The following is a 22229-nucleotide window of genomic DNA, read 5'->3' on the forward strand; positions in this document are numbered from 1 at the left end:
CACAAAAAATGGGGTGTCTACCGTTTGATGCCGGGGCTGAACGAGAAACGGCGCCGCCCGGACTCGAAGGTCCGGACGGCGCCGCTCCGTTATTGCCTAGCCGGTGCGGGCTAGCCGCGGCTGATCGTGCAGATCAGGTACCGGGCGTAGTCCACCGCGTACTTGAGCCAGCCCCGGACATCCCACCAGTTCTTCGGCGGGACGGGACGGACACAGGTGGGCTGCTGCGGTGCTTCATCCACGGTGACCGGGATGCTCACTGTGGTGCCGGAGGGATCCGCGGTCAGCACCAGGGCACCGGGGCCGGACGCCGACGCCGGAATGGCGGCGGTGACGCTGGCGGCACCGGCCGTTACCGGAACGGATCCCAGCGCGACGGCGGTTCCACCGGCCGGGACCCAGCTGACGGCCAGCGTGGTGTTAGCCGGGCTGCCCAGCGAGGTCAGGTCCAGCTTGTCTACCGTGAAGGTGACACTGGAACCGGCCTGCGCGGTGGCGGGAGCACCCTTGACGATGACACCTTGGCGGGCGAAATCGGGGGAGACCGGGCTGCTCGCCTGCAGGTAGCTGATCCACGCATCGCGGTCGATCAGTCCGGAGTCACGGGTGTCCGTTCCCTGCGCAAAGGTGGAGAAGTTATCTCCGCCCTGGGCCAGGAAGCTGAACGTACCTACCCGGTAGGCCCGGTTGGGATCGAGCGCTTCACCGTTGACGGTGACCGACTGGATGCGGGAGCCGCGCGGCTGGTCCGGATCGTAGGTGTAGGTCACGTTGTCGGAAAGTCCCAGTGCCAGGAAGGTCCGGGAACTTCCGTCCGGCTGCCACTGTTCCTCCAGCACCGACTTCAGCTGCGCGCCGGTGAGGGTGGTGGTCCACAGGTTGTTCACGAACGGCAATACTGCGTTGGCTTCGGCGTAGGTGATCACGCCGTCCTCACCGTAGTACAGCTCAGCCCGCAGCCCGCCGGGATTGACGACGCCGATTTCGGCCCCGCCGCGCTCGGGTGAGCCAAGGGAGGAGAGCAGCGAATCTGCCACCAGGTTGCCCAGGGTGGATTCGTTGCCGCGGTCATCGCGGGATGTGCCGGCGAAGGCCGTGGTGATGTCCGCCGTGACCAAGCCGATCGGCTGGTTGCCGACCTCGGCAGCGAACGCCAGTGCGGCGTCGACAATCCGCTTGACCTCGGCAACCGCGGGGTACGCTGCCACCAGATCCGCCGCGGGCGTGGTGGTACGGGCCACGTTGCCTGCGGTGTAGGAGAGCACCTCGTCAGTCTCGGCGTTGTACGCCAGCTCGATCTGGCCGATGAACTCGCCGTAGGAACCGGTCTGGACTATGGGACGGGTCTTGCCCTCAACGCCCGGAACCGGAGCGTCCCACGCATACTGCTTGTGGGTGTGTCCGGTGTAGATGGCATCCACCAGTGCGCTGGTTTCCGTCACGATCTCCGCAAAGGCACCGCCGCCGGCGATCTCCTCCTCCAAGGTGGCGCCGTCGGGTGTTCCCGAGCCAGCACCCTCGTGGTATTCGGCGATGATGACGTCCGCGAGGCCCTCGGCTTCAAGACGCTCAGCGACGCGGTTCACTGCTTCCACCGGGTCGCCGAACTCAAGGGTGGCGATGCCGCCGGGGGAAACCAGGGTTCCGGTTTCCTCGGTGACGGCGCCGATCACGGCCACCTTGACGCCGTTCACGTCCAGGATGGTGTACTCCGGCAGCGCCGGGGTGGTGGTGCCCTTGAGGTAGACGTTGGCGCCCAGGTACTCGAAGTCCGAGGCGGGAACCACACGGTCGGTGAGGTCCGCGAATCCGCCGTCGAACTCGTGGTTGCCCACTGCCGAGGCCCGCAGGCCCAGCGCGTTCAGGACGTCGATGGTGGGCTGGTCCTGCTGTACCGAGGAGGCGAACAGGGATGCACCGATGTTGTCGCCGGCGGAGAGGAACAGCGAGCTGCCCTCGGGTGCGGCGGCCTTGAGCTGCTCGACGGTTCCGGCGAAGTTGACGGTGTTGGCGTCAATCCGGCCGTGGAAATCGTTAATGTTGAGCAGGTTCAGGTCGGTGACCTCGGCCTCGGCCGGGGTCAGGTCCATCCCAACGATGATCGGATCGTGGTCCGAGGAACGGTAGGGATCCGCTGCGTAGTAGTCGGTGGCGTTGTAGTTGTACCGGCTGTACTCGAAGGCAATCGATTCAACCGAGTTGATGTTCCAGATGTCGGTGCCTGTGACGTCCTCCGCAGCAGCGGGCGAGGCCAGGATGTGGTCCAGGGATCCAACCAGGCCGCTGAAGGCGTATGAGTGCTTGCCGGTGGCCTTGCCGAGGTTCAGGTAGCCGGCGTCGGCGAAGACCTGCATGGGGTCTTCTGCGGCGTAGGAGTTGAAGTCGCCCAGCAGGAAGACCCGCTCGGTTCCGGCGTCCTGCGCCACCGTGTCAGCGAACGCGGTCACGGCCTGTGCCTGGCGGACGCGGTCGGCATTCCAGCCGCCCTGTCCGTTGTCTGCATTCTCTCCGCTGGACGGTGCAGATCCCTTGGACTTGAAGTGGTTCGCGACCGCCACGAAACTTTCGCTGTCTTCCCCGCCGGCCGGCTTGAAGGCCTGGGCCAGCGGTTCACGCGCATTGGAGAACACGGTCTCATCGTTCAGGATCACCGAATCTCCCACCGGTTCGGCGGTGGCGGTCCGGTAGATGAACGCCGTGCGGATTACGTCTTCGTCGTCCGGCAGGGCTGCGGGGGAGCGGACGTAGTCCCAGGTTCCCGGTGCAGCTGCGTTCAGCGCCTCGGTGAGGTGGGCCAGGGCAGTGTCCCGGTCCTGTCCCAGTTCGGCGGAGTTTTCAATCTCCATAAGGCCGACGACGTCGGCGCCCAGGGCGTTGATCGCTGCCACGATTTTCGCCTGCTGGCGTTCAAGGTTCGCCTCGTTGGCTGCGCCGCGGGCATCGCAGCCGCCGCGGACGGTGACCGGAGCGCCGGAGCGGTCGTTGTAGTAGGTGCAGCCGGAGAGGTCATCACCGGTGGTGCTGAAGTAGTTCAGCACGTTGAAGGCGGCGAGCTTCAGGTTGCCGCCCACACTCTGCGGTGCCGGTGTGCGGGTGTTTTCGAACGACGCCGGCTGGACGGTCTCCGCGTTGGCGGGAGTCAGTTCGGCCAGCGGCTGGAACCGCCAGGCGCTGTTGCGGAAGTCCAGGATCACGTTGGTGGTGAAGGACACCGGCGCCCCGATCCGCACCGGATCGGTGGAGGTCAGGTACGGCAGCGGCTTGGACTGGTTGGCGGCCGAGAGGAAATTGGTGGTGGCGCCGTCGTCGAGCTTTACCGCCCTGGCGGCATTATTGGCGACTACAGCAGCGTGCTCCGGCGTTCCAACCGGTGCGACGGCGGTGGGCTGCACCAGCGTCTCGCTGCCGGCAGCGAGGCCGATTTCCGCGTACTGGTTCAGGGTGTAGTTGTCCGTGACGGTGAACTCGCCCTGCGGTGCCAGCAGCATGCCTTCAAGGGTTTCCCGCTCAGCGTCCGTTGCGGGCCAGGCAACCGTGGCCGGCTTGACCTCTTCGGCTGCTTCGCTGAGCTTGGTCATACTGCCTGCAGGAACGGTGAGCTGGGTCAGGCCGAAGTATTCGCCGACGGTTCCGGTGACCTCGACATAGTCCCCGACTGCGACCTGGCCGACTGTGGCTGCGGAGAAGACAAAGATGCCGTCCGAGGCTGTGTGGGTGGCCGGATCCAGTTCGCCGCCGGAGCCCGGGGTCTGGATGTAATAGCCGCTGAATCCGCCGGTCGGGTACGCGGCGGTGACCTTGCCGCGCGTGGTGACATTCTGGCCAACCAGTGCGCTGGCCTCGCCGGTGCCCTGGATCTCCGCGATGGCAATCGTGCCGGCCGGAGGGTCCGTGGGCTCCGGATCAGTCGGTTCGGGATCGGTGGGCTCAGGGTCGGGTACGGTTCCCGTTCCCGCGGTGTTCGTCGGTGTGACGGAGGTGCTGAGCTTGAAGTCTGCAGCGTTGTTGTTGGTGTCCGCGACTCCGGTGCGGTTCAGGGACTTCGGATCGGAGTTCCCGGCCGGGGCGGCCGCCGGAGCTGTCTCGAAGGTGTTGGAGCTGCCGTAGCCGAGCAGATCCACGACGCCGGGCTGGTCCGTCACGGAACCAGCCGGCAGCGGGTTCACCGCGGCGGCCTGGTTCGCGAGCACCAGGGTGCCTGAGGCTCCGGAGAAACTCGCACCAATCGTTGCGTCGGCTGCCGGCAGGGCAACACCGTTGGTGCCGTTGCTGGCGCCCTGGACCAGGTAGTAACCGCCTGCCGGGATGCTCCCGGAGAGCCGGCCGATTCCGGTGGGTGCTCCGGTGCTGCCTGCGGCACGGTACTGCAGCGACCACCCGTCCAGGCTGACCGCAGCACTGGTGGGGTTGTACAGCTCCACGAACTTGTTGGTGAACGGGGCGTTGGCGCTTCCCCCGCTCAGATAGGCCTCGTTGATGACGACGCCGGAAGGTAATTCCTCCGCGTGGGCGGGCAGTGCCGCCAGCGGTGCGGCCAGCAGGCCGGCAGACAGTGCTGTGCCCAGCGCTGCCCTCCATCGGGTAAATCTCATGCCTCATTGCTCCTTTGGGGAACGGATGCCGGTGTGGGGGCTCGCGGTAGTGGCCCTGGTAGATCGGCAAGGGGTGCGGTGAACTCCTTCTGGATACCACCCCGGGGTGACAGGCATATGAATTCCACCCCTTTGGTGGCCTAACGGCAGGGAACTATTGACAAATACGAGAAAGGGGACCTAACCGCTTGGTTAGGTCCCCTTTGTGGGCGAATGGAACTAGACGTTCGAGTTCTTCACCGTGGTGCTCAGCTTCTCGCCGTCCACGCGGTAGACGGTGCAGAGGATCTCGCGGTCATTCCCCAGCGTCCAGGACGACGGGGTAGGAGACAGGTAACCAATGTCCAAGGCGGAAACGGAGTAGTCCGTGCCGATGTAGGGCTCGAACTCAGCGAGGCAGAAGTCCTGGGCAGCCGTATCCACGGCTTCCTCGCCCGGGTACGCTCCCGCTTCCATCTTCATGGCCGCGTAGACCTCAGTGTCATGCGGCTGGGTGCAGGGAAGCACGTCTACGGCTTCGACCTCCTCAGCGTCCGGGTCCTCGACCAGGCAGTCTCCGACCTTCAGGTCGACGGCGTCGACGCTTTCCGCAGACACCTCTTCCTCTGCTGCCTCATCGGCTACGGTCTCGGCTTTTGGCGAGGCCGACGCCGCGGCGGGCGACTCACTGGACTTCGGGTCGTCCTTTTCCGTGGAGCCTGAGGCTCCGCAGCCTGCGAGCACGAGTGCAAAGGCGGCAGCCGTGATGGCTTTTCCGGCGCGGGCCAGTTGTACCTGGCGGGCGGAATTCATGCGAATAACTCCTTCTGCGGTGATTGGTTTTGGTTCTCCATCCCCCAATGGGCCGGAAACCACCAGAAGAGACTATGTGCGCCGCAAGCATGCTTATAAATCGGCAAAGTAACATCCGGGAGCAATATGCATTGGCATCGAGGAAGGCATGAAAAAACGCCCCGGTCTGCAGGCCGGGGCGTTTTTTGACGGAGTGCTGCATCCCTGAGGGGACTCGCTGTTTCACCGCATGAGCGGAAGGTAAGGGATTCGAACCCTTGGTACGGGGTTACCGCACACTGGTTTTCAAGACCAGCTCCATCGGCCGCTCGGACAACCTTCCTCCGCTTAGTAGTCTGGCAGATGAGCGCAAATCACCAAAATCTTCCCCACTTCCGCAGGAGGCATCATGAAAGCGATCGTCATTACCGAGCCAGGAGGCCCCGAGGTCCTCGCCGCCCGCGACGTGCCCGCACCCGTCCCCGGTCCCGGTGAAGTCCTCATCGACGTTGCCGCAGCGGGACTCAACCGGGCCGACGTACTGCAGCGGCAGGGCAACTATCCAGTCCCCCCGGGGGCACCTGAATATCCGGGCCTGGAAGTCTCCGGGCGGGTTGCCGCGGTGGGCACCGGCGTCGAAGGGCTGGAAGTGGGAGCCGACGTCGTTGCCCTGCTCTCCGGCGGCGGTTACGCAGAGCAGGTGGCAGTCCCGGCAGGCCAGGTGCTTCCGGTCCCGCCGGAAATGGACCTGGTGACTGCCGCCGCGCTGCCCGAAGTTGCTGCAACTGTTTTCTCCAACCTGTTTATGGCCGCCGGAGTGCGTGAAGGCGAGTATGTGCTGATCCACGGCGGCGCCGGCGGTATCGGCACCATGGCCATCCAGCTTGTCGCTGCGTTCGGAGCAGTACCCATGGTGACGGCCTCGAGCCCCGCAAAGCTGGAGCTCGCCCGCAGCCTCGGCGCCAAGGTGCTGATCAACTACAAGGAACAGGACTTCGTAGAAGAGGTCCGCGCCGCCACCAACGGGCACGGGGCGGACGTCATCCTGGACGTTATGGGCGCCAAGTACCTGCAGCGCAACGTGGACGCGCTCGCCGTCGCGGGCCGCCTGGTGATCATCGGACTGCAGGGCGGCACCCGGGCGGAACTGGACCTCAACGCGCTGATGCGCAAGCGCTGTGCGGTCATGGGAACGACGCTGCGTGCACGGCCCGTGGAGGAAAAGAGCGCCATCATGGCGGCCGTCGGGGAGTATGTCTGGCCGCTCATCAAGGACGGAAGCGTCAAACCGCTGGTGGACCGCACGTTCCCGCTGGCCGAGGCAGCAGCCGCCCACGAGTACTTCGACTCCGGCCAGCACACCGGCAAGGTCCTGCTTACCGTTTAGCCGCCGCAGCACTTCCCGGCTTGCCGTGTCCGCCCGCCGGCCGCCAAACCAGGACCGTTCGGCGGCCGGTGCCGCACACTCCGGCGTGTATGTGATCCACACCGCATCGCCGGTGCTACCCTCAGGCGCACATCACGCCCTGCTGCTGCAGGGCCGCACTGCTGACAAAGGGGTAGCACCATGAGTGAAGAGAATCGGCGACGGAGGGATCCGGACCGTCCGGACCCCGCAGCCGGGGACGCAGACATCCTCGTCCAGGATCCGGACCTCCCGCCGGTAGCCGTCGATGACGACGAAGCAGGCCGCAGCACCTGGACCCCGCTGAAAATCGCGGTTTGGGTAGGCATCGCCCTGCTCGGCGGCGTCAGCTGGAGCATGCTGGCGATCGTCCGCGGCGAAACGGTCAATGCCATCTGGTTCGTTTTCGCAGCGGTCTGTACGTACCTGATCGGGTACCGGTTCTACTCGAAGTACATCGAGCGGCACCTGCTCAAGCCCAATGACCGCAGGGCCACGCCCGCGGAGTACAAGGCAGACGGCAAAGACTATGCCGCCACCGACCGGCGCGTGCTCTATGGACACCACTTTGCCGCGATCGCCGGAGCCGGCCCGCTGGTAGGCCCCGTCCTGGCCGCCCAGATGGGCTATCTGCCCGGTACTGTCTGGATCATCGTGGGCGTCATCCTCGCCGGCGCCGTCCAGGACTACCTGGTTATGTTCTTCTCCATGCGCCGCGGCGGCCGTTCCCTGGGCCAGATGGCCCGCGAGGAACTCGGCCTGATCGGCGGCACTGCTGCGCTGATCGCCACGCTGACCATCATGATCATCATCGTTGCCATCCTGGCGCTGGTGGTCGTCAATGCCCTCGGGGAGAGCCCCTGGGGTGTCTTCTCCGTGGCCATGACCATCCCGATCGCCCTGTTCATGGGCGTGTACCTGCGTTACCTGCGCCCCGGAAAGGTCAGCGAAGTCTCCATCATCGGCTTTGTCCTGCTGATGCTCGCGATCGTAGGCGGCGGCTGGATCGCCGACACCGAATGGGGCGTCGCGATTTTCTCCCTGGACCGGGTGACCATTGCCTGGGGCATCATCATCTACGGCTTCATCGCCGCCGTCCTGCCGGTCTGGCTGCTCCTGGCACCGCGTGACTACCTCTCCACGTTCATGAAGATCGGCACGATCGTCATGCTCGCGGTCGCCATCATCATCGTCCGCCCGGAGATCAGTGTTCCCGCGTTCAGCGAGTTTGCCTCGCGTGATGACGGTCCCGTGGTCGCCGGGCCGCTCTTCCCGTTCCTGTTCGTCACCATTGCGTGCGGAGCGCTCTCCGGGTTCCACGCCCTGATCTCCTCCGGGACCACCCCGAAGATGATCATGAAGGAACGCCAGACCCGCTTCATTGGGTACGGAGGCATGCTGATGGAGTCCTTCGTGGCCATCATGGCCCTGGTCGCAGCGATCTCCCTGGACCGCGGGATCTACTTCGCCATGAACTCCTCCGCAGCCGCCACCGGCGGAACCGTGGAGGGCGCCGTTGCATTCGTGAACTCACTGGGTCTGGTGGGCGTGAACCTCACCCCGGACATGCTCACCTCCCTGGCATCCGACGTCGGTGAAGAGTCGATTGTTTCGCGCACCGGCGGTGCGCCCACGCTGGCAGTCGGACTGGCGATGATCATGCAGAGTTTCATCGGCGGACCGGCAATGATGGCCTTCTGGTACCACTTCGCCATCATGTTCGAGGCGCTGTTCATCCTCACCGCCGTGGACGCCGGCACCCGCGTTGCCCGCTTTATGCTGCAGGACTCGATCGGGAACTTCGTGCCGAAGTTCCGGGATACGGGGTGGCGCACCGGCGCCTGGATCTGTACGGCCATCATGGTGGCGGGGTGGGGATCCATCCTGATCATGGGAGTGACGGACCCGCTGGGCGGCATCAACACGCTCTTCCCGCTGTTCGGCATTGCCAACCAGCTGCTGGCGGCCATAGCACTGGCCATCTGCCTGGCGATCCTGGCCAAGAAGAACGTCTTCAAGTACATCTGGGTGGTGGTGCTGCCGCTGGCCTTCGCCTCCGTCGTTACGATCACGGCCTCGATGTACAAGATCTTCTCCCCGGTCCCGGCCGTGGGTTACTGGGCGCAGCACAACGCGTTCCGCAACGCCCTGGACGCCGGAGAGACCAGCTTCGGCACGGCCAAGACCGTTGAGGCCATGGAAGCGGTGGTCCGGAACACCTTCGTGCAGGGTGTCCTGTCCATCCTGTTCGTGACCCTGGCGATCATCGTGATCATCACCGCCGTCATTGCCTCGGTTCGCTCCTACCGTTCCGGGGGTGCGCCGAGCGCCGAGGATCCTGCCGTGCCGTCGCGGACCTTCGCCCCGGCAGGCTTCCTGGCCACGCCGCAGGAGAAGGAACTCCAGGCGCAGTGGGACGCGTTGCCGGAGGACAAAAAACCGGCACCGGCGGGGCACTGATGACCGCCGTCGTCGGGCAGCTGCGCGGATTCATCCGCTTCTTCCGTGACGTGATGGGGGAGGACGCTTACCGTAAATACCAAGCCCACCACGCGGCGTCGGGCTGTTCCTCCCCGCCGCTGACCGAGCGGGAATTCTGGCGGGACAAGATGGACCGGCAGGACGCCAACCCCGGCGGACGCTGCTGCTGATGCGGTAGCAGCCTCCCCCCTCATAGAGAGGCCAGTTACGGCTCGTTTCAGCCCTGAAAAGAGCCGCAACTGGCCTCTCGGTGGTTGGGAGAGAGGGTTGAGACGGTTCGGGGATACTGCTTTGCTGGGGGAATGGCAGAGAACAAGGACCTTCCCGAAGACCCCCACCTGCGCGAAGACATCAGCCTCCCGCTGCCCGAACCGGACAACGAGGACGAACACCTGGCCGAGGACGCCGGACTTCCCCAGGATGCCGAGGCAGGCCCGGAGTTCGACGAGCACCACTACACGGCAGGGCAGTTGAACGCCGGCCAGTACGCGGCCGGGCTCAGCCCGGACGGTGAGTATGCACAAATGCGCGAGGAAGAGCTGGAAAGCGACTAGCACCCCGGACCAACCGGGACCGGGCGTGAGAGCATTAATTCATGACTGAACAGAGCGGATCAGCGGGCGCAGCCGGGCCGGGGAATTCCGGCGGACCCGACGCCAGGCCGCCGGAATCCCCTGACCGGGACGGGACGGACCAGCAGGCCCACGCCCCGGGCCAGGTCAGTGCCGGCCAGTCCGGAACCGGTACCGGCGAACAGTCCCCCGATTCCGCAGTTGCCCATCCGTCTGACGAGGGCAGATCAGGGCCGGCCAAACTCAATGAGCTCGTCGATGAGCCAGCCAAGGTCATGCGGATAGGGACCATGATCAAGCAGCTGCTGGAGGAGGTCCGCAACGCCCCGCTGGACGACGCGGCACGGAACCGGCTCGCTGAAATCCATGAGCGCTCCCTTAAGGAGCTCTACGACGGACTGGCCCCGGAGCTGGTGACCGAACTCGAGCGGATCAACCTGCCGTTCCCGGATGACACCACCCCCACGGATGCCGAGCTGCGCATTGCGCAGGCCCAGCTGGTTGGGTGGCTCGAAGGCCTCTTCCGCGGCATCCAGACGGCGATCGCAGCCCAGCAGACCGCCAACCAGCAGCTTCAGAGCAGGCTTCAGCTGCGCCAACTGCCTCCGGGCACAGTGCTGGCCCCCGGCATAGTGGTTGGCGAGAACGGCGAACCGAGGCGAACAGGTACCGCCGCTCAGCCCGGACAGCAGCCGGGTGCGGGTGCGCGCGTGGAACCCCACGCCGGCCCGGGGCAGTATTTGTAGAGTATCTGTAGAATTTCCCGCAGGATGGCACTTTTCGCAGCAGCCCGCCAGGGGCGCAAGGACGACACCGAACTCGGCAAGGGTGTGTGGCGCCGCGCCCACGACCGCTTCACCCGGGGCTTGGACCGGTACCACCAGATGCTGGAAGGGGTCGAGGACGACGCCCTGTACAACGAGCTGGCCCTGGTCGCCAACAACCTGGCTGGCCTGCTCCCACGGGTCCGGGCGGTCTGTGCCGGAGCCCAGAAACAGCTTCCCAGCTCCGGCCAGGACATTCCCGGCGGGCTGATCGCCGTGCACCGGGCACTTTCCCGTTCCGGCAATTCACTGGCAGCCGCCGCAGAAGCCGCGGCCATGTCCCGCCTGGAGGGTGAGCGGTGGGGCATTGCCTCCGCCGGAGTGGAAAATGTTCGTCGCCGCGCGGCTCTGGTGGAGGAAGACGTTGCAGAGGCGGAACGGGTCCTGGCTGCCTCCCGAACCTAGGCATTCCCGCTGCGAGAGTAAAAGCTGCGATTTCGCGTCCAGCAAACACCGGGCCTTTTGGTCAGCGGGACCGGGCCACCGGGTGGAGGATGGTGACCATGACTACATCTCCACTCGTCACCTTTAATGACGGCAACACCATTCCCCAGCTCGGCTACGGCGTCTGGCGGGTCGAGGACGAACTCGCGGAAAAGACCGTGGGCATGGCTTTCGAGGCCGGCTACCGCCACATCGACACCGCCAAGATCTACGGCAACGAAGCAGGCGTGGGCCGCGCCATCGCCGCATCCAGCGTGCCGCGTGAAGACATGTTCATCACCACCAAGGTCTGGAACGCAGACCAGGGCTACGAAGAAACCCTGGCAGCCTTCGACGCCTCCATGGAGCGCCTCGGCCTTGAGTACCTGGACCTGTACCTGATCCACTGGCTGCAGCCGAAGCAGGGCAAGTACGTGGACACCTGGAAGGCCCTCGTCGAGCTGCAGAAGTCCGGCCGGGTCAAGTCCATCGGCGTCTGCAACTTCACCGTCGAAGCCCTGCAGGAGATCATCGACGCCACCGGCGTCGTCCCCGTCCTGAACCAGGTGGAGACCCACCCGTACCTGGCCCAGGCCGAACTGCGCGAGTTCGAGGCCAAGCACAACATCAAGCACCAGTCCTACTCGCCGCTCGGCTCCGGCCAGGGCCTGCTGGATGACGCTGTGCTTAAGGACATTGCAGCAAAGTACGACGGCGCCACGCCGGCACAGGTGGTCATCGCCTGGCACCTGGCACTGGGCAACATCGTGATCCCGAAGTCCGTCACCGAGTCCCGCATCCGCGAGAACTGGGCCGCACTGGACCTCAAGCTCTCCGACGAGGACATCCAGGCAATCAACGCCCTGGACAACGGCACCCGCTTCGGCGCGGATCCGGCAACGTCCGACTTCGCCTAACTCTCACTCAAAAACGAGATAGCAGAAAGTGCACGTCTCAGCGCTGGGACGTGCACTTTCTGCTATCTCGATGGGGATGAACGGGAAGGAAGGGGCTACGCGGCGGCGACGGCTTCCAACGGTGCCCGGAGCGGGAGGTCCCGGCCCTCGAGGATCACCTGGGCGCACTGCCAGGTCCGGGTGTTCACGATCACCGGAGCCAGCAGGTTCACCGTGGTACCGGCATCGGACGGGTTCGCGACCACCAGGACACGGGCATCGGCCGGGTCCTCCAGCTGAAGCTGGCGGGCCTGCTCGTCGGAGATTTCCGGGTTGTACTCCGGCAGGTAAACCGCGGCGTCAATCGCGTAGAACCGCCGCACGCCGGCCGAGATGTCCGTCCCCGTGAGGGAATACAGTCCGCTGGCGCCGTCGATGTCTTCCAGCGCAAACTCGGTCAGCGGTTCAAGGCCGGGAGGCGGCGCCAGGAAGGATACCGGGGTCACTGTGCTCATCGCAGGAAGTCCATCAGGGTGGGCTGGAGGACCTTCGCCGTGACAGCCAGGGAAGACTGGTAGGCAAGTTCCTGAAGCTTCAGGTCCAGGATGACCTGTGCCGTATCGAGGTCCTCGATGCCGGAGCGCCGGGCCTCCAGGCTGACGGACTGCTCCAAGTTGGTTTCCTCTGCTTTCAGGACACGGGCGTGGCGGATACCGACGTCGGTCTGCGAAGTGAGCACGGTGTTGATGCTCTCATCAATGCCGGCCAGGTGGGTGCTGATGTTGCCGTTGTCCCGCAGGTCTGCGACCAGGGAATCGAGTTTGGTGAACACGTCACCAAAGACCTCGCTGGCGCTGGCGTCGACGCGGACCACGGTGTTGGCATCAATCCGGCGGTTCACGGGGCCGTGGCCGACGCCGTTGAAGGTGTAGGTCGGTGCTGTGGCAGGCGGCACCGGTGAATTCTCCACGACGGCGGAACCGGCGTCGGAGTTCCCTGCGAAAATGCTCCGGCCCAGATAGGAGGTGTTGGCCTGTCCGAGCAGGTCCTTCTTGAGCCCTTCGATCTCAGTGGCGATCGCAGCCTTGCTTGCCGCCGTCGTTGTTGCCGTAGCTGCAGTGATCGACAGGTCCTTGATCCGCGTCAGGATGTCGTTCGTGCGGGTCAGCGCATTGTCGAGAGTGGCCAGCCAGCTGTTCGCGTCCGAGATGTTGCTCTTGTACGCGGTGTTGGCACGCATTTCTGCGCGCACTTTCAGGGCATCGGCGGTTCCGGCGGGATTGTCTGACGGCCGGGTGATGGCGGCGGAGGTCTGGGCCTGCTCCTGGAGTTTGGCCAGCCGGGACATATTCGCCTGGAGGTTCTGCTGAGCGTTGCGCGTCAGCATCAGGTTTGAGGTGCGGGTGATCACGGGGTTACCTTCCCACAATGCCGGTGCGGTTGATGAGGGTGTCGAGCATTTCGTCGATGGCAGTCATGACTCGCGCCGCGCCCTGGTAGGCGTGCTGGTAGGCCAGCAGATTCAAGTTCTCTTCGTCCAGGTCCACGGAGGAGTTGGAGAGCTGCATGCCGACGGCGGCAGAGGCCGCGACGCCGGCGAGTTCCGCCTGCTGCATCTCCACGCGGGTGCTGGCACCGATGCCGCTGACGATGTTTGCCCAGGCGGAGTCGGGGGATTCCGGGCCCGTTCCCAGCTGGGCGATCTTGTCTGCGATCGAGCTGTCCAGGTTGCCCTGGTTCGCAGCGCCTGTGGCGATGCCCGCAGCGTTGGCCGGCACCACCTTGAGCGAGAGCGCCGCCGGGTCGGTGTCGTGGCTGAAGAAGTTGCCCACCGCGACCCCGGCCGTGTTGATGCCGCCGTTGTGCTCGGCGTTCACGGCGCTGGCCAGCTTCCGGGCGAACTTGTTGTAGTCCTCCGCAGCAGAGGCGAGGATCCCGCCGTCGGCTGCCGGGGCCAGGACGCTCAGCACACCGGCGATTTCGCCGCTGGCAGCCATGTTGCTTCCGGGCCGGTGCGCCCACTCAAGCCGCGGAGCCTCTCCGCCCATAGCGTCGCCGCCGGCAACCTTCACCGGCCGGACGAGGTCGCCTGAAACGATTGCGTTGCCGTCGATCAGCACGTCCACCATGCCGTTGCCTGAATCGCGGACGGTACCGCCGGCCAGGGCGGCGATGGTGGTGGTCAGCGCGTTCCGCTGGTCAATGAGTTCGTTGGCGGTGCCGCCTGAGGCCAGCGTGGTGCGGATCTGCGCGTTGAGCGAGGCGATCTGGGAGGCGGTGCCGTTCAGCTCTGCTTCCATGTCCCTCAGCTGCTTGTGCGCGTCCGTCCACTGTTCCTTCACGGAGTTGTAGCCGGTGGCCACCTGCGTGGCGAGGATGGTGGCCTGCCCGATCAGCGCAGTGGCAGCCGCTTCATTCCCGGGCTTGTTGGCAACTCCTTGCCAGGCGGCCCAGAACTCGGTGAGCGAGGCGGAGATGCCGTTCTTGCCGGGTTCGTTGAGGCTGGTTTCAAGTCCTGCAAGTGCATTGGCCCGCACTGCGGAGAAACCCGATGCTGCGGCGGTTGCCCGCACCCTGGTGTCCAGCTGCATGCTGCCCAGCCGTGCGATGCCGTCAACTGACACGCCCTGGCCCACTCGGGCACCCGTGGCGAACTTGCCGGTGATGGCTGCCCCGCCCATGGCGGAGGTAGTGACCCGCTGGCGGGTGTAACCGGGAGTGTTGACGTTGGCGATGTTCTGGCCGACGACGTCGAGTCCCTTGCGGGCCGCGCTCAGACCGGTGTAGGCGGTGTTCAGGCCGCTGAAGGTGCTCATGGCGTGCTGGTTCCTTTGTTCACGGTCTTAGAGTTGCTTGTCCACGATCCGGGCGCCGCTTCCGGTGCCGGCTGAAGTGCCGTTGGACGTGTACGTCTTGCTTTCAGAGCCCAGGCCCGCGAGGGTTTCCTGGGCCGAGCGCGCAGCAGTCCGCAGGAACTGCTCGTTCGTGTCGCGCAGATCACGGATCTTTACCGTCAGTTCCGTCATCGCCTGCAGATGGGCCGTGAAGATCTCAGTCCACGGTCCGGGAGGAGCAGCGGCAATGATCTGCCGAAGAGTTGCATCTTCGGCTATGCCCCACTCCTGTGCGAGCTCGGAAACGGCTACCGTCCTGGCCAGATTCGCGGCACGCAGGCGTTCAAGAACCTGTTCGACTTCCCGGGTGGCGTGCTGCAGCCAGCGGGTTTTGCCGGAGGTAAGAAGCAGCTGTTCTTCTTCGAGCTTGAAGGTCAGGAGCTCCAGCAGCTCCCGTTCTTCCCAGAGTAATGCGGATAGTTTCTGGGTTCCCATGCCTTGCTCACCTCCTGCGACGCACGCAAATGTCTTATCTTCCGAGGGGTACGGACATACCCCGCAACGGGGTCAAAGACACCCGCGATGTGCAGGCTCGAAAAACTTTTAATCCGTCGGAAACACCTATCGGCGCTTGTCCTTCCAATGTTAGTGGTATGTTGCAGCTATTGCGCCAAAGTGAAGGTTGAAGCGGGAGACTCAGCTCCTGTCCAAGCGGTCAGCGTATTTTGTTGGGGAACAAGGACTTGGGGGTCCAAAAGTTGAATCGCGAAGAACGCAACCGCCTGGTTGTGGAGAACTTACCGCTGGTCGGATATCTGGTCTCAGAGGTGTGTGCCAAAGCCACGCATCTTTCCAGGGATGATCTGGCTTCGGTTGGGGCAATTGCCCTTATAACGTCTGCTGACTCTTTTAATGCGGAGCTTGGGGTTCCGTTCGGAGCCTACGCACGACGCCGGATCGTTGGCGCTTTCGCTGATGAAATGCGCTCGAACGACTGGGCTACGCGGACCGCACGCAAGCGCATCAAGGAAACACTCGCCGTCAAGGAAGCGCTCACCGCTGCCCTGGGCCGGTCACCGAAGGTGGACGAGATTGCCTCCGCCATGGGTGTTGACCGCGCTGCCGCTGAGGACGCCCTGTCCGATGCCTCACGCACCGTGTCCCACCTTGACGACGCCGCCTCGGACTCCCTGGTGAGCGCGCTGCCCTCGCCTGAAGGTTCTGCCCTCTCGGCCGAACGGATGCAGTACCTGCGGGCCGCGGTGGCTGCCCTGCCGGAGAAGATGCGCTACATCGTGGAGCAGGTCTACTTCCACGACCGCTCGGTCAAGGACCTTGCCGCTGAACTGGGGGCCACACACTCGGCTGTCTCGCAGCAGCGTGCCGAAGCTGTCCGGCTGCTCCGTGACGGCCTGGGCACGCATTACTCAGACACGGACGCTCCGGCGCCGATCGAGTCCCGGATTTCTCCGGCCCGGCGCAACGCCTACCTTGCCTCAGTGGCGGAGTGGACCACGGGCGGCCTGACCCGCCAGGATCCGCACCACGGACCCACCTTCCACGTTCCGGGACACGGACTTAACGCTGCCGTGTCCTAGCTCTTAAAATGGTTGAAAATTCTTTTCTGAATTCCTAACACCCGTGTGATGAGGGTCGATAGCTAGGGGTACAGGCCCACGGACGGGCCTCGTAGTTATCGCCCAATCACGGAGGAATTCATCATGGGTTTCACAATTGCAACTAACGTCTCTTCGCTCAACGCGATGCGTAACCTGACCCTGAACCAGACGGCTCAGTCCAAGTCGGTGGAGCGCCTCTCCAGCGGCCTGCGCATCAACCGTGCAGCTGACGACGCAGCCGGCCTGGCTATCTCCGAAGGTCTGAAGAACCAGATCTCCGGTCTTCAGGTTGCCGGCCGCAACGCCCAGGACGGCATCAGCCTCATTCAGACCGCTGAAGGCGCCCTGACCGAGGTTCACAACATCCTGAACCGCGTTCGCGACCTGGCCGTCCAGGCAGCCAACGATACGAACAACGCTGACTCCCGCACGGCGATCCAGGCAGAAATCACGGCCCAGGCCTCTGAACTGTCGCGTATCGCCACCAGCACCAACTTCAACGGCATTGAACTGCTGACGACTGCGGCTGCTGCTTCCGACCTTAAGATCCAGGTTGGTTCCAACGCCGGTGCGGCAAACAACGAAATCGCAGTTAGCCTCACCGACATCACGATCGTTGCAGCTGCGGTTGCCGCTATCGATGTTGCCGGCGGCGCAGACCAGCCGGCCAACCAGGTTGCTGCTTCAGGTGCGATCACGACCCTGGACAACCAGATCAAGAGCGTCTCCACCGCTCGTGCAGACCTGGGTGCACAGCAGAACCGGATGGAATCCACCGCACGCTCCATCGCGGTCTCCGTTGAAAACCTCTCTGCTGCCAACTCCCGTATCCGCGACACCGATATGGCACAGGAAATGGGCAACTTCACCAAGTCCCAGATCCTGTCCAGCGCTGCCACGGCCATGCTGGCCCAGGCTAACCAGATGAACTCCGGCGTTATGCAGCTCCTGCAGTAATAACGGAATCATCCGCGGGACGGCTTCGGCCGTAGCGCAACCAGCACTAACCGCTTGACCGGCAGGTGAATGGCCGCTGGTGGGAGAAGAATGACTTGGACCTCACACTTTTCCCGCCAGTCCATTCCCTGCCTGCGGCGTTTTATCCGGCCTCGGCCCGCGGTCCCAAACTTTCAGCAGAACCACACCGGCTTTTTCCCTCCGCAGCAGCGGGCCAGAACCTGAGGGAAACGTACAAGGAGCATTCGCATGGCGCTAGGCATCGACGGACTGATCAGCGGGATCAAGACCTCCGAAATGATCAAGCAGCTCATGGATATCGAAGCGCGGCCGCAGGTCCTGCTGAAAACCAGGGTCAGCAGCACCCAGACGTTCGTCACGGCACTGCAGAACCTCAACACCAAAATCGCCTCCTTGGCGGAGAGCGCCGCCAAAGTATCGAAGCCCGCCGGCACGGACCTCTTCAAGGCCAGCACCACGTCGGACAAGGTGACCGCCGCAACCACCTCGGGTGCCGCCGCAGGCTCGTTGGACATTTCCGTGTCGCAGACCGCAACAGCCCAGGTTTCCCTGTCCTCGGCTATGGCAGCGTGGCCCTCGAACAGCGTCCTGGCCATCTCCGCCAACGGCGCCGTGACGTCCTTTGACACCACGGACAAGTCACTGGACCAGGTCATCAGTGAAGTCAACAAAGCCAACCTCGGCGTTACCGGCGTGAAGATTGCCACCGGAAGCGTCGACGGCGTCCAGCAGTACCGGGTTCAGTTCACCGCTGCCAAAACCGGCTCCGAAGGCGCGTTCACGGCCACCCTCGGCGGCACGGACATGGACGTACTCAAGTCGGCGCAGGACGCAAAGCTCACCCTGTGGGCGGGTACGCCCGCAGCGCAGGAGATCACCTCCTCCACCAATACCTTCAAGGCCCTGATGCCGGGTGTGGACATCACCCTCGCGGCGGACACTCCGGCCAACACTGCGCTGACCATCAACGTGGCCCGGGATGATGAAGCCATCTCCAAGGTCGCTTCGGACCTGGTTGCCGGGCTGGCTGATATGTTCGCGTACATCAACCGCAACAGCGCCGTAACGGTCTCCACGTCCTCCGGCAGCACCAAGGCCTCTGGAGGTGTGTTCACCGGCGACGCCGGGATCCGGGACGTCAAGCGGCAGATGATGGAAGCTGCAACGTCACCGATTGACGGACGTTCCCCGTCGGAAATCGGCGTGGTGATTACCAAAGACGGCACCGTTGAGTTCAATGCGGAGAAATTCGCCGAAGCCATGGCAGCTGATCCGACCAAGACCCAAGAGACGCTGCAGACCATCGCCGGACGCGTTGAGGCTGCCGGCAAGGTTGCTTCGGATAAGTACGATGGCCTGATCACCCAGCGCATTACGGGCCAGGAATCTACGATTAAGGCGCTCAACACCCAGATCGAAGACTGGGACCGGCGGCTGGCCAGCCGCGAATCCACGCTCAAGATGATCTGGGGCAACCTGGAAGTGAAGCTCAGCCAGCTGCAGAGCCAGCAGGACTGGCTGACCGGCCAACTGGCCTCACTGAACACCTCCAGCTCAGGAAAGAAGTGACCGTGAGCTACGGGCTGCAGGCCAAGCGCGCCGAATTTATCCGTGATGCCGTCATGTCTGCGTCTCCGGTCCGTCTGCTGACCATGCTCTATGACCGGATGCTCCTGGACCTGAACCGGGCTGAAGCCGCCCAGCAGGCCGGCAACTGGAGGGCCGCCAGCGAACAGCTGATCCACGCCCAGAGCATCGTCGCCGAACTCAGCGGCACGCTGAAGGTTGACGAGTGGGAGGGCGGCGAGAACCTCCAGGCCATCTACGGTTATGTTCTGAAGGCAATGGTGGAAGCCAACCTGCAGCACAGTGCGGCCATGACCCGGGAGTGCATCAACCTGCTTGAACCGCTGCGGGACGCCTGGCACGAAGCCGCGGCCCAGCTTCCCGCCCAGGCGCCTTCCGCCGGGACAACCTCAACGGGCGGTACCCTCGGTGTCGGCTGAACCTTTGGGGGAGTACCTCACCCCGCACCAGGAAAACCTTGAACGCTGGGACGAAGTGCTGACCCAGCTTGAGGACAACCTCGAAGCTTTTATGGACGGCTCCACGGTCCTTGACCAGGCCCGCACCGTTGCCAGCGCCTGGCACCCGCCGCACGAACTGGGCCCGCTGCCGGCAGAATTCGCCACGCGTGCCCGGCTGCTTTCAATGGCCCAGCAGCGTGCCTATGCGCAGCTGCGCAACGAATCGCGGATGATTCGGCAGCAGGCCGAACTGATCCGCAGTGTCCCCAGCGCATCATCCGGCGGAGCGGTCTATCTGGACGTCGCAGGCTAGGAGCTTCCGGGAAGACAAGGCATCAGCCGCCCACATAGGCCGCGAGATGTTCCCCGGTCAGGGTTGATTTTCCGGCCACCAGATCCGCCGGCGTACCCTCGAACACGATCCGTCCGCCGTCGTGCCCCGCACCCGGACCCATGTCGATGATCCAGTCCGCATGGGCCATCACCGCCTGATGGTGCTCGATCACGATCACCGACTTTCCCGAATCCACCAGCCGGTCCAGCAGGCCCAGCAGCTGCTGCACATCCGCCAGGTGCAGGCCGGTGGTGGGTTCATCGAGGACGTAAACGTCGCCCTTCTCAGCCATCTGCGCCGCCAGCTTCAGCCGCTGGCGTTCGCCGCCGGAAAGGGTGGTCAGCGGCTGGCCGAGGCTCAGGTATCCCAGCCCCACGTCACAGAGCCGTGCCAGGACCTTGTGCGCCGCCGGGGTCTTCGCGTCGCCGTTGGCAAAGAACCCGAGCGCTTCCGCTGCAGACATCGCCAGGACCTCGGCGATGTTCCTGTCGCCGAGCGTGTACTCCAGCACGGCAGCCTGGAAGCGCCTGCCGCCGCATTCCTCGCAGGTGGACTCCACCGTGGCCATGACTCCCAGGTCCGTGTAGATGACTCCGGCACCGTTGCAGACCGGGCACGCGCCCTCGGAATTGGAGCTGAACAGCGCCGGTTTCACCCCGTTGGCCTTGGCGAAAGCCTTCCGGATCGGTTCAAGCAGCCCTGTGTAGGTGGCCGGGTTGGACCGCCGGGACCCCTTGATCCCGCTCTGGTCAATGACGACGACGCCGTCCCGCTTCGCCACCGAGCCGCGGATCAGGGAACTCTTGCCGGATCCCGCCACCCCGGTGAAGACGCACAGGACGCCGAGCGGAATGTCGACGTCGACGTCCTGCAGGTTGTTCAACGTTGCACCGCGGACCTCAAGCACTCCCGAACGCTCCCGGACCGACTCCTTTAGCTGCGCCCGGTCATCCAGGTGGCCACCTGTGACGGTTCCGGAGGCGCGAAGGCCGTCGAGCGTTCCCTCGAAGCAGATTTCCCCGCCGCCGGAACCTGCTCCCGGACCGAGATCAACTACGTGGTCGGCTATCGCAATCATTTCCGGCTTGTGCTCCACCACCAGCACGGTGTTGCCTTTGTCCCGGAGCGCGAGCAGCAGCTGGTTCATCCGCTCGATGTCATGCGGATGCAGTCCAATGCTCGGTTCGTCGAAGACGTAGGTTACGTCGGTCAGCGAGGAGCCGAGGTGCCGGATCATCTTGGTCCGCTGGGATTCGCCGCCGGACAGTGTTCCCGCGGGCCGGTCCAGGGAGAGGTAGCCCAGACCGATTTCCGTGAAGGAGTCCAGCAGGTGCTGCAGTCCGGCCAGCAGTGGAGCCGCCGAAGGCTCGTCGAGTTTTCGCACCCACGCTGCCAGGTCGCTGATCTGCAGTGAACACAGGTCGGCGATGTTCATTCCCCGGATCTTGGAGGACAGCGCCTCCTGTGCCAGCCGGGTGCCGCCGCACTCCGGGCACGTGCTGAACGTAATCGCGCGGTCCACGAAGGCCCGGATGTGGGGCTGCATCGCCTCGCGGTCCTTGGACAGCATGGACTTCTGGATCTTCGGAATGAGCCCCTCGAAGGTGACGTTGATGCCGTCCACCTTCAGCTTGGTCGGCTCCGCATAGAGCAGCGCCTGCAGCTCCTTCCTGGTGAACCGCGCAATCGGCTTGTCCGCCGGGAAGAGTCCGGTGTTGCTGAAGATCCGCCCGTACCAGCCGTCCATGCTGTAGCCGGGGATGGTCAGTGCGCCTTCCTGGATGGACTTGGAGTCGTCGAAGAGGACGGTGAGATCGAAGTCGCTGACGTTCCCCATACCCTCGCAGCGCGGGCACATGCCGCCCAGCCGGTTGAACGTGGCCTTCTCCGCTTTGGTCTTGCCGCCGCGTTCCACCGTGATGGCGCCGGATGCCTTCACGGAGGGAACGTTGAAGGAGTAGGCGTTGGGGGAGCCAATGTGCGGATTCCCGAGGCGGCTGAAGAGGATACGCAGCATGGCGTTGGCATCGGTGGCTGTGCCTACGGTGGACCGTGGATTGGCGCCCATCCGCTCCTGGTCCACGATGATCGCCGTCGTCAGCCCTTCCAGGCGGTCGACGTCGGGCCGGGCGAGGTTGGGCATGAACCCCTGGACAAACGCACTGTATGTTTCATTGATCATCCGCTGGGAATCCGCGGCAATCGTGGCAAAGACCAGTGAGCTTTTCCCGGATCCGGAAACACCGGTGAAGACCGTGAGCCGCCGCTTGGGGATGTCGACGTCGATGTCCTTGAGGTTGTTCTCCCTGGCACCGATGACCCTGATGAGATCGTGGCTGTCCGCAGGGTGGACGGTGGGGGACTGGGTTGCCGGATCCGTAGCCGTGCTCATGATTTCTCCCTGGAGGGTTCCGCGGTGTGAAGTGCCACGTTACCTGTGCGGTGGGACACTGCGCTTCTTTGTTCCTGATCG

The 22229-nt window shown here is 64.4% G+C and carries 19 protein-coding genes and 1 tRNA gene; 12 read left to right on the top strand and 8 right to left on the bottom strand.

Annotated features, from left to right (window positions below; genetic code table 11):
• Window positions 1–110 precede the first annotated feature (110 nt).
• The 3 genes from ABFX29_RS13230 to ABFX29_RS13240 form a co-directional block, all read right to left on the bottom strand.
• A complete protein-coding gene (locus ABFX29_RS13230; RefSeq protein ID WP_152228879.1) occupies window positions 111–4592 on the bottom strand; it encodes an ExeM/NucH family extracellular endonuclease in 4482 nt (1493 codons plus the stop codon).
• A 219-nt stretch (window positions 4593–4811) separates the two neighbouring features.
• On the bottom strand, window positions 4812–5384 hold the full coding sequence (locus ABFX29_RS13235; protein WP_152228878.1) for a septum formation family protein: 573 nt from the start codon (window positions 5382–5384) through the stop codon (window positions 4812–4814).
• A 234-nt stretch (window positions 5385–5618) separates the two neighbouring features.
• Window positions 5619–5706 (bottom strand) — tRNA-Ser (locus ABFX29_RS13240).
• 66 nt (window positions 5707–5772) lie between these two features.
• On the opposite strand from ABFX29_RS13240, the gene ABFX29_RS13245 reads away from it, so the two are divergent.
• The 7 genes from ABFX29_RS13245 to ABFX29_RS13275 all read left to right on the top strand — a co-directional run bounded on the left by ABFX29_RS13245 (window position 5773) and on the right by ABFX29_RS13275 (window position 11985).
• On the top strand, window positions 5773–6750 hold the full coding sequence (locus tag ABFX29_RS13245) for an NAD(P)H-quinone oxidoreductase (protein WP_152228877.1): 978 nt from the start codon (window positions 5773–5775) through the stop codon (window positions 6748–6750).
• A gap of 180 nt (window positions 6751–6930) precedes the next feature.
• On the top strand, window positions 6931–9228 hold the full coding sequence (locus tag ABFX29_RS13250; protein ID WP_152228876.1) for a carbon starvation CstA family protein: 2298 nt from the start codon (window positions 6931–6933) through the stop codon (window positions 9226–9228).
• A complete protein-coding gene (locus tag ABFX29_RS13255; protein WP_152228936.1) occupies window positions 9228–9419 on the top strand; it encodes a YbdD/YjiX family protein in 192 nt (63 codons plus the stop codon). The genes ABFX29_RS13250 and ABFX29_RS13255 overlap by 1 nt, the downstream gene beginning before the upstream one ends.
• A gap of 132 nt (window positions 9420–9551) precedes the next feature.
• Window positions 9552–9803, top strand: coding sequence for a hypothetical protein (locus ABFX29_RS13260; protein ID WP_152228875.1), 252 nt, complete (start codon window positions 9552–9554; stop codon window positions 9801–9803).
• Between the two features lie 41 nt (window positions 9804–9844).
• On the top strand, window positions 9845–10567 hold the full coding sequence (locus tag ABFX29_RS13265) for a bacterial proteasome activator family protein (protein WP_152228874.1): 723 nt from the start codon (window positions 9845–9847) through the stop codon (window positions 10565–10567).
• A 24-nt stretch (window positions 10568–10591) separates the two neighbouring features.
• Window positions 10592–11050 carry a hypothetical protein gene (locus ABFX29_RS13270; protein ID WP_152228873.1) on the top strand — a complete coding sequence of 153 codons (459 nt, stop codon included), beginning with the start codon at window positions 10592–10594 and terminating at the stop codon, window positions 11048–11050.
• A gap of 98 nt (window positions 11051–11148) precedes the next feature.
• Window positions 11149–11985: an aldo/keto reductase gene (locus tag ABFX29_RS13275; protein WP_152228872.1), complete on the top strand. Its 837-nt coding sequence runs from the start codon at window positions 11149–11151 to the stop codon at window positions 11983–11985.
• A 95-nt stretch (window positions 11986–12080) separates the two neighbouring features.
• Here ABFX29_RS13275 and ABFX29_RS13280 read toward each other — a convergent pair whose 3' ends face one another.
• The 4 genes from ABFX29_RS13280 to ABFX29_RS13295 are packed head-to-tail and all read right to left on the bottom strand — an operon-like array spanning window position 12081 to window position 15293.
• Window positions 12081–12479, bottom strand: coding sequence for a flagellar assembly protein FliW (locus ABFX29_RS13280; RefSeq protein WP_152228871.1), 399 nt, complete (start codon window positions 12477–12479; stop codon window positions 12081–12083).
• Entirely contained in the window at window positions 12476–13375 is a 900-nt protein-coding gene (locus ABFX29_RS13285; RefSeq protein WP_246167643.1) for a flagellin N-terminal helical domain-containing protein, read from the bottom strand. The genes ABFX29_RS13280 and ABFX29_RS13285 overlap by 4 nt, the downstream gene beginning before the upstream one ends.
• A 4-nt stretch (window positions 13376–13379) precedes the next feature.
• Window positions 13380–14780, bottom strand: coding sequence for a flagellar hook-associated protein FlgK (flgK, locus tag ABFX29_RS13290; RefSeq protein WP_152228870.1), 1401 nt, complete (start codon window positions 14778–14780; stop codon window positions 13380–13382).
• Window positions 14781–14807: 27 nt separating this feature from the next.
• Window positions 14808–15293, bottom strand: coding sequence for a flagellar protein FlgN (locus ABFX29_RS13295; protein ID WP_152228869.1), 486 nt, complete (start codon window positions 15291–15293; stop codon window positions 14808–14810).
• Window positions 15294–15556: 263 nt separating this feature from the next.
• Here ABFX29_RS13295 and ABFX29_RS13300 point away from each other — a divergent pair, with 263 nt between their 5' ends.
• The 5 genes from ABFX29_RS13300 (at window position 15557) to ABFX29_RS13320 (ending at window position 19735) form a co-directional block, all read left to right on the top strand.
• The gene (locus ABFX29_RS13300; RefSeq protein WP_152228868.1) at window positions 15557–16396 is read left to right on the top strand and encodes a sigma-70 family RNA polymerase sigma factor; all 840 of its coding nucleotides are present in this window, start codon (window positions 15557–15559) and stop codon (window positions 16394–16396) included.
• Between the two features lie 123 nt (window positions 16397–16519).
• Window positions 16520–17374: a flagellin N-terminal helical domain-containing protein gene (locus ABFX29_RS13305; protein ID WP_152228867.1), complete on the top strand. Its 855-nt coding sequence runs from the start codon at window positions 16520–16522 to the stop codon at window positions 17372–17374.
• Between the two features lie 249 nt (window positions 17375–17623).
• The gene (fliD, locus tag ABFX29_RS13310) at window positions 17624–18964 is read left to right on the top strand and encodes a flagellar filament capping protein FliD (protein ID WP_152228866.1); all 1341 of its coding nucleotides are present in this window, start codon (window positions 17624–17626) and stop codon (window positions 18962–18964) included.
• Window positions 18961–19401, top strand: a complete 441-nt coding sequence (gene fliS / locus ABFX29_RS13315) for a flagellar export chaperone FliS (RefSeq protein ID WP_246167642.1) — start codon at window positions 18961–18963, stop codon at window positions 19399–19401. The genes fliD and fliS overlap by 4 nt, the downstream gene beginning before the upstream one ends.
• On the top strand, window positions 19391–19735 hold the full coding sequence (locus ABFX29_RS13320; RefSeq protein ID WP_152228865.1) for a hypothetical protein: 345 nt from the start codon (window positions 19391–19393) through the stop codon (window positions 19733–19735). Before fliS ends, ABFX29_RS13320 begins: the two co-directional genes overlap by 11 nt.
• A gap of 22 nt (window positions 19736–19757) precedes the next feature.
• Here the strand turns inward: ABFX29_RS13320 and ABFX29_RS13325 are convergent, their stop codons facing one another.
• Window positions 19758–22148 carry an ATP-binding cassette domain-containing protein gene (locus ABFX29_RS13325; RefSeq protein ID WP_152228864.1) on the bottom strand — a complete coding sequence of 797 codons (2391 nt, stop codon included), beginning with the start codon at window positions 22146–22148 and terminating at the stop codon, window positions 19758–19760.
• Window positions 22149–22229: the final 81 nt, after the last annotated feature.

It is taken from the genome of Arthrobacter gandavensis (assembly GCF_039528575.1).
GTDB lineage: Bacteria > Actinomycetota > Actinomycetes > Actinomycetales > Micrococcaceae > Arthrobacter_B > Arthrobacter_B citreus_B.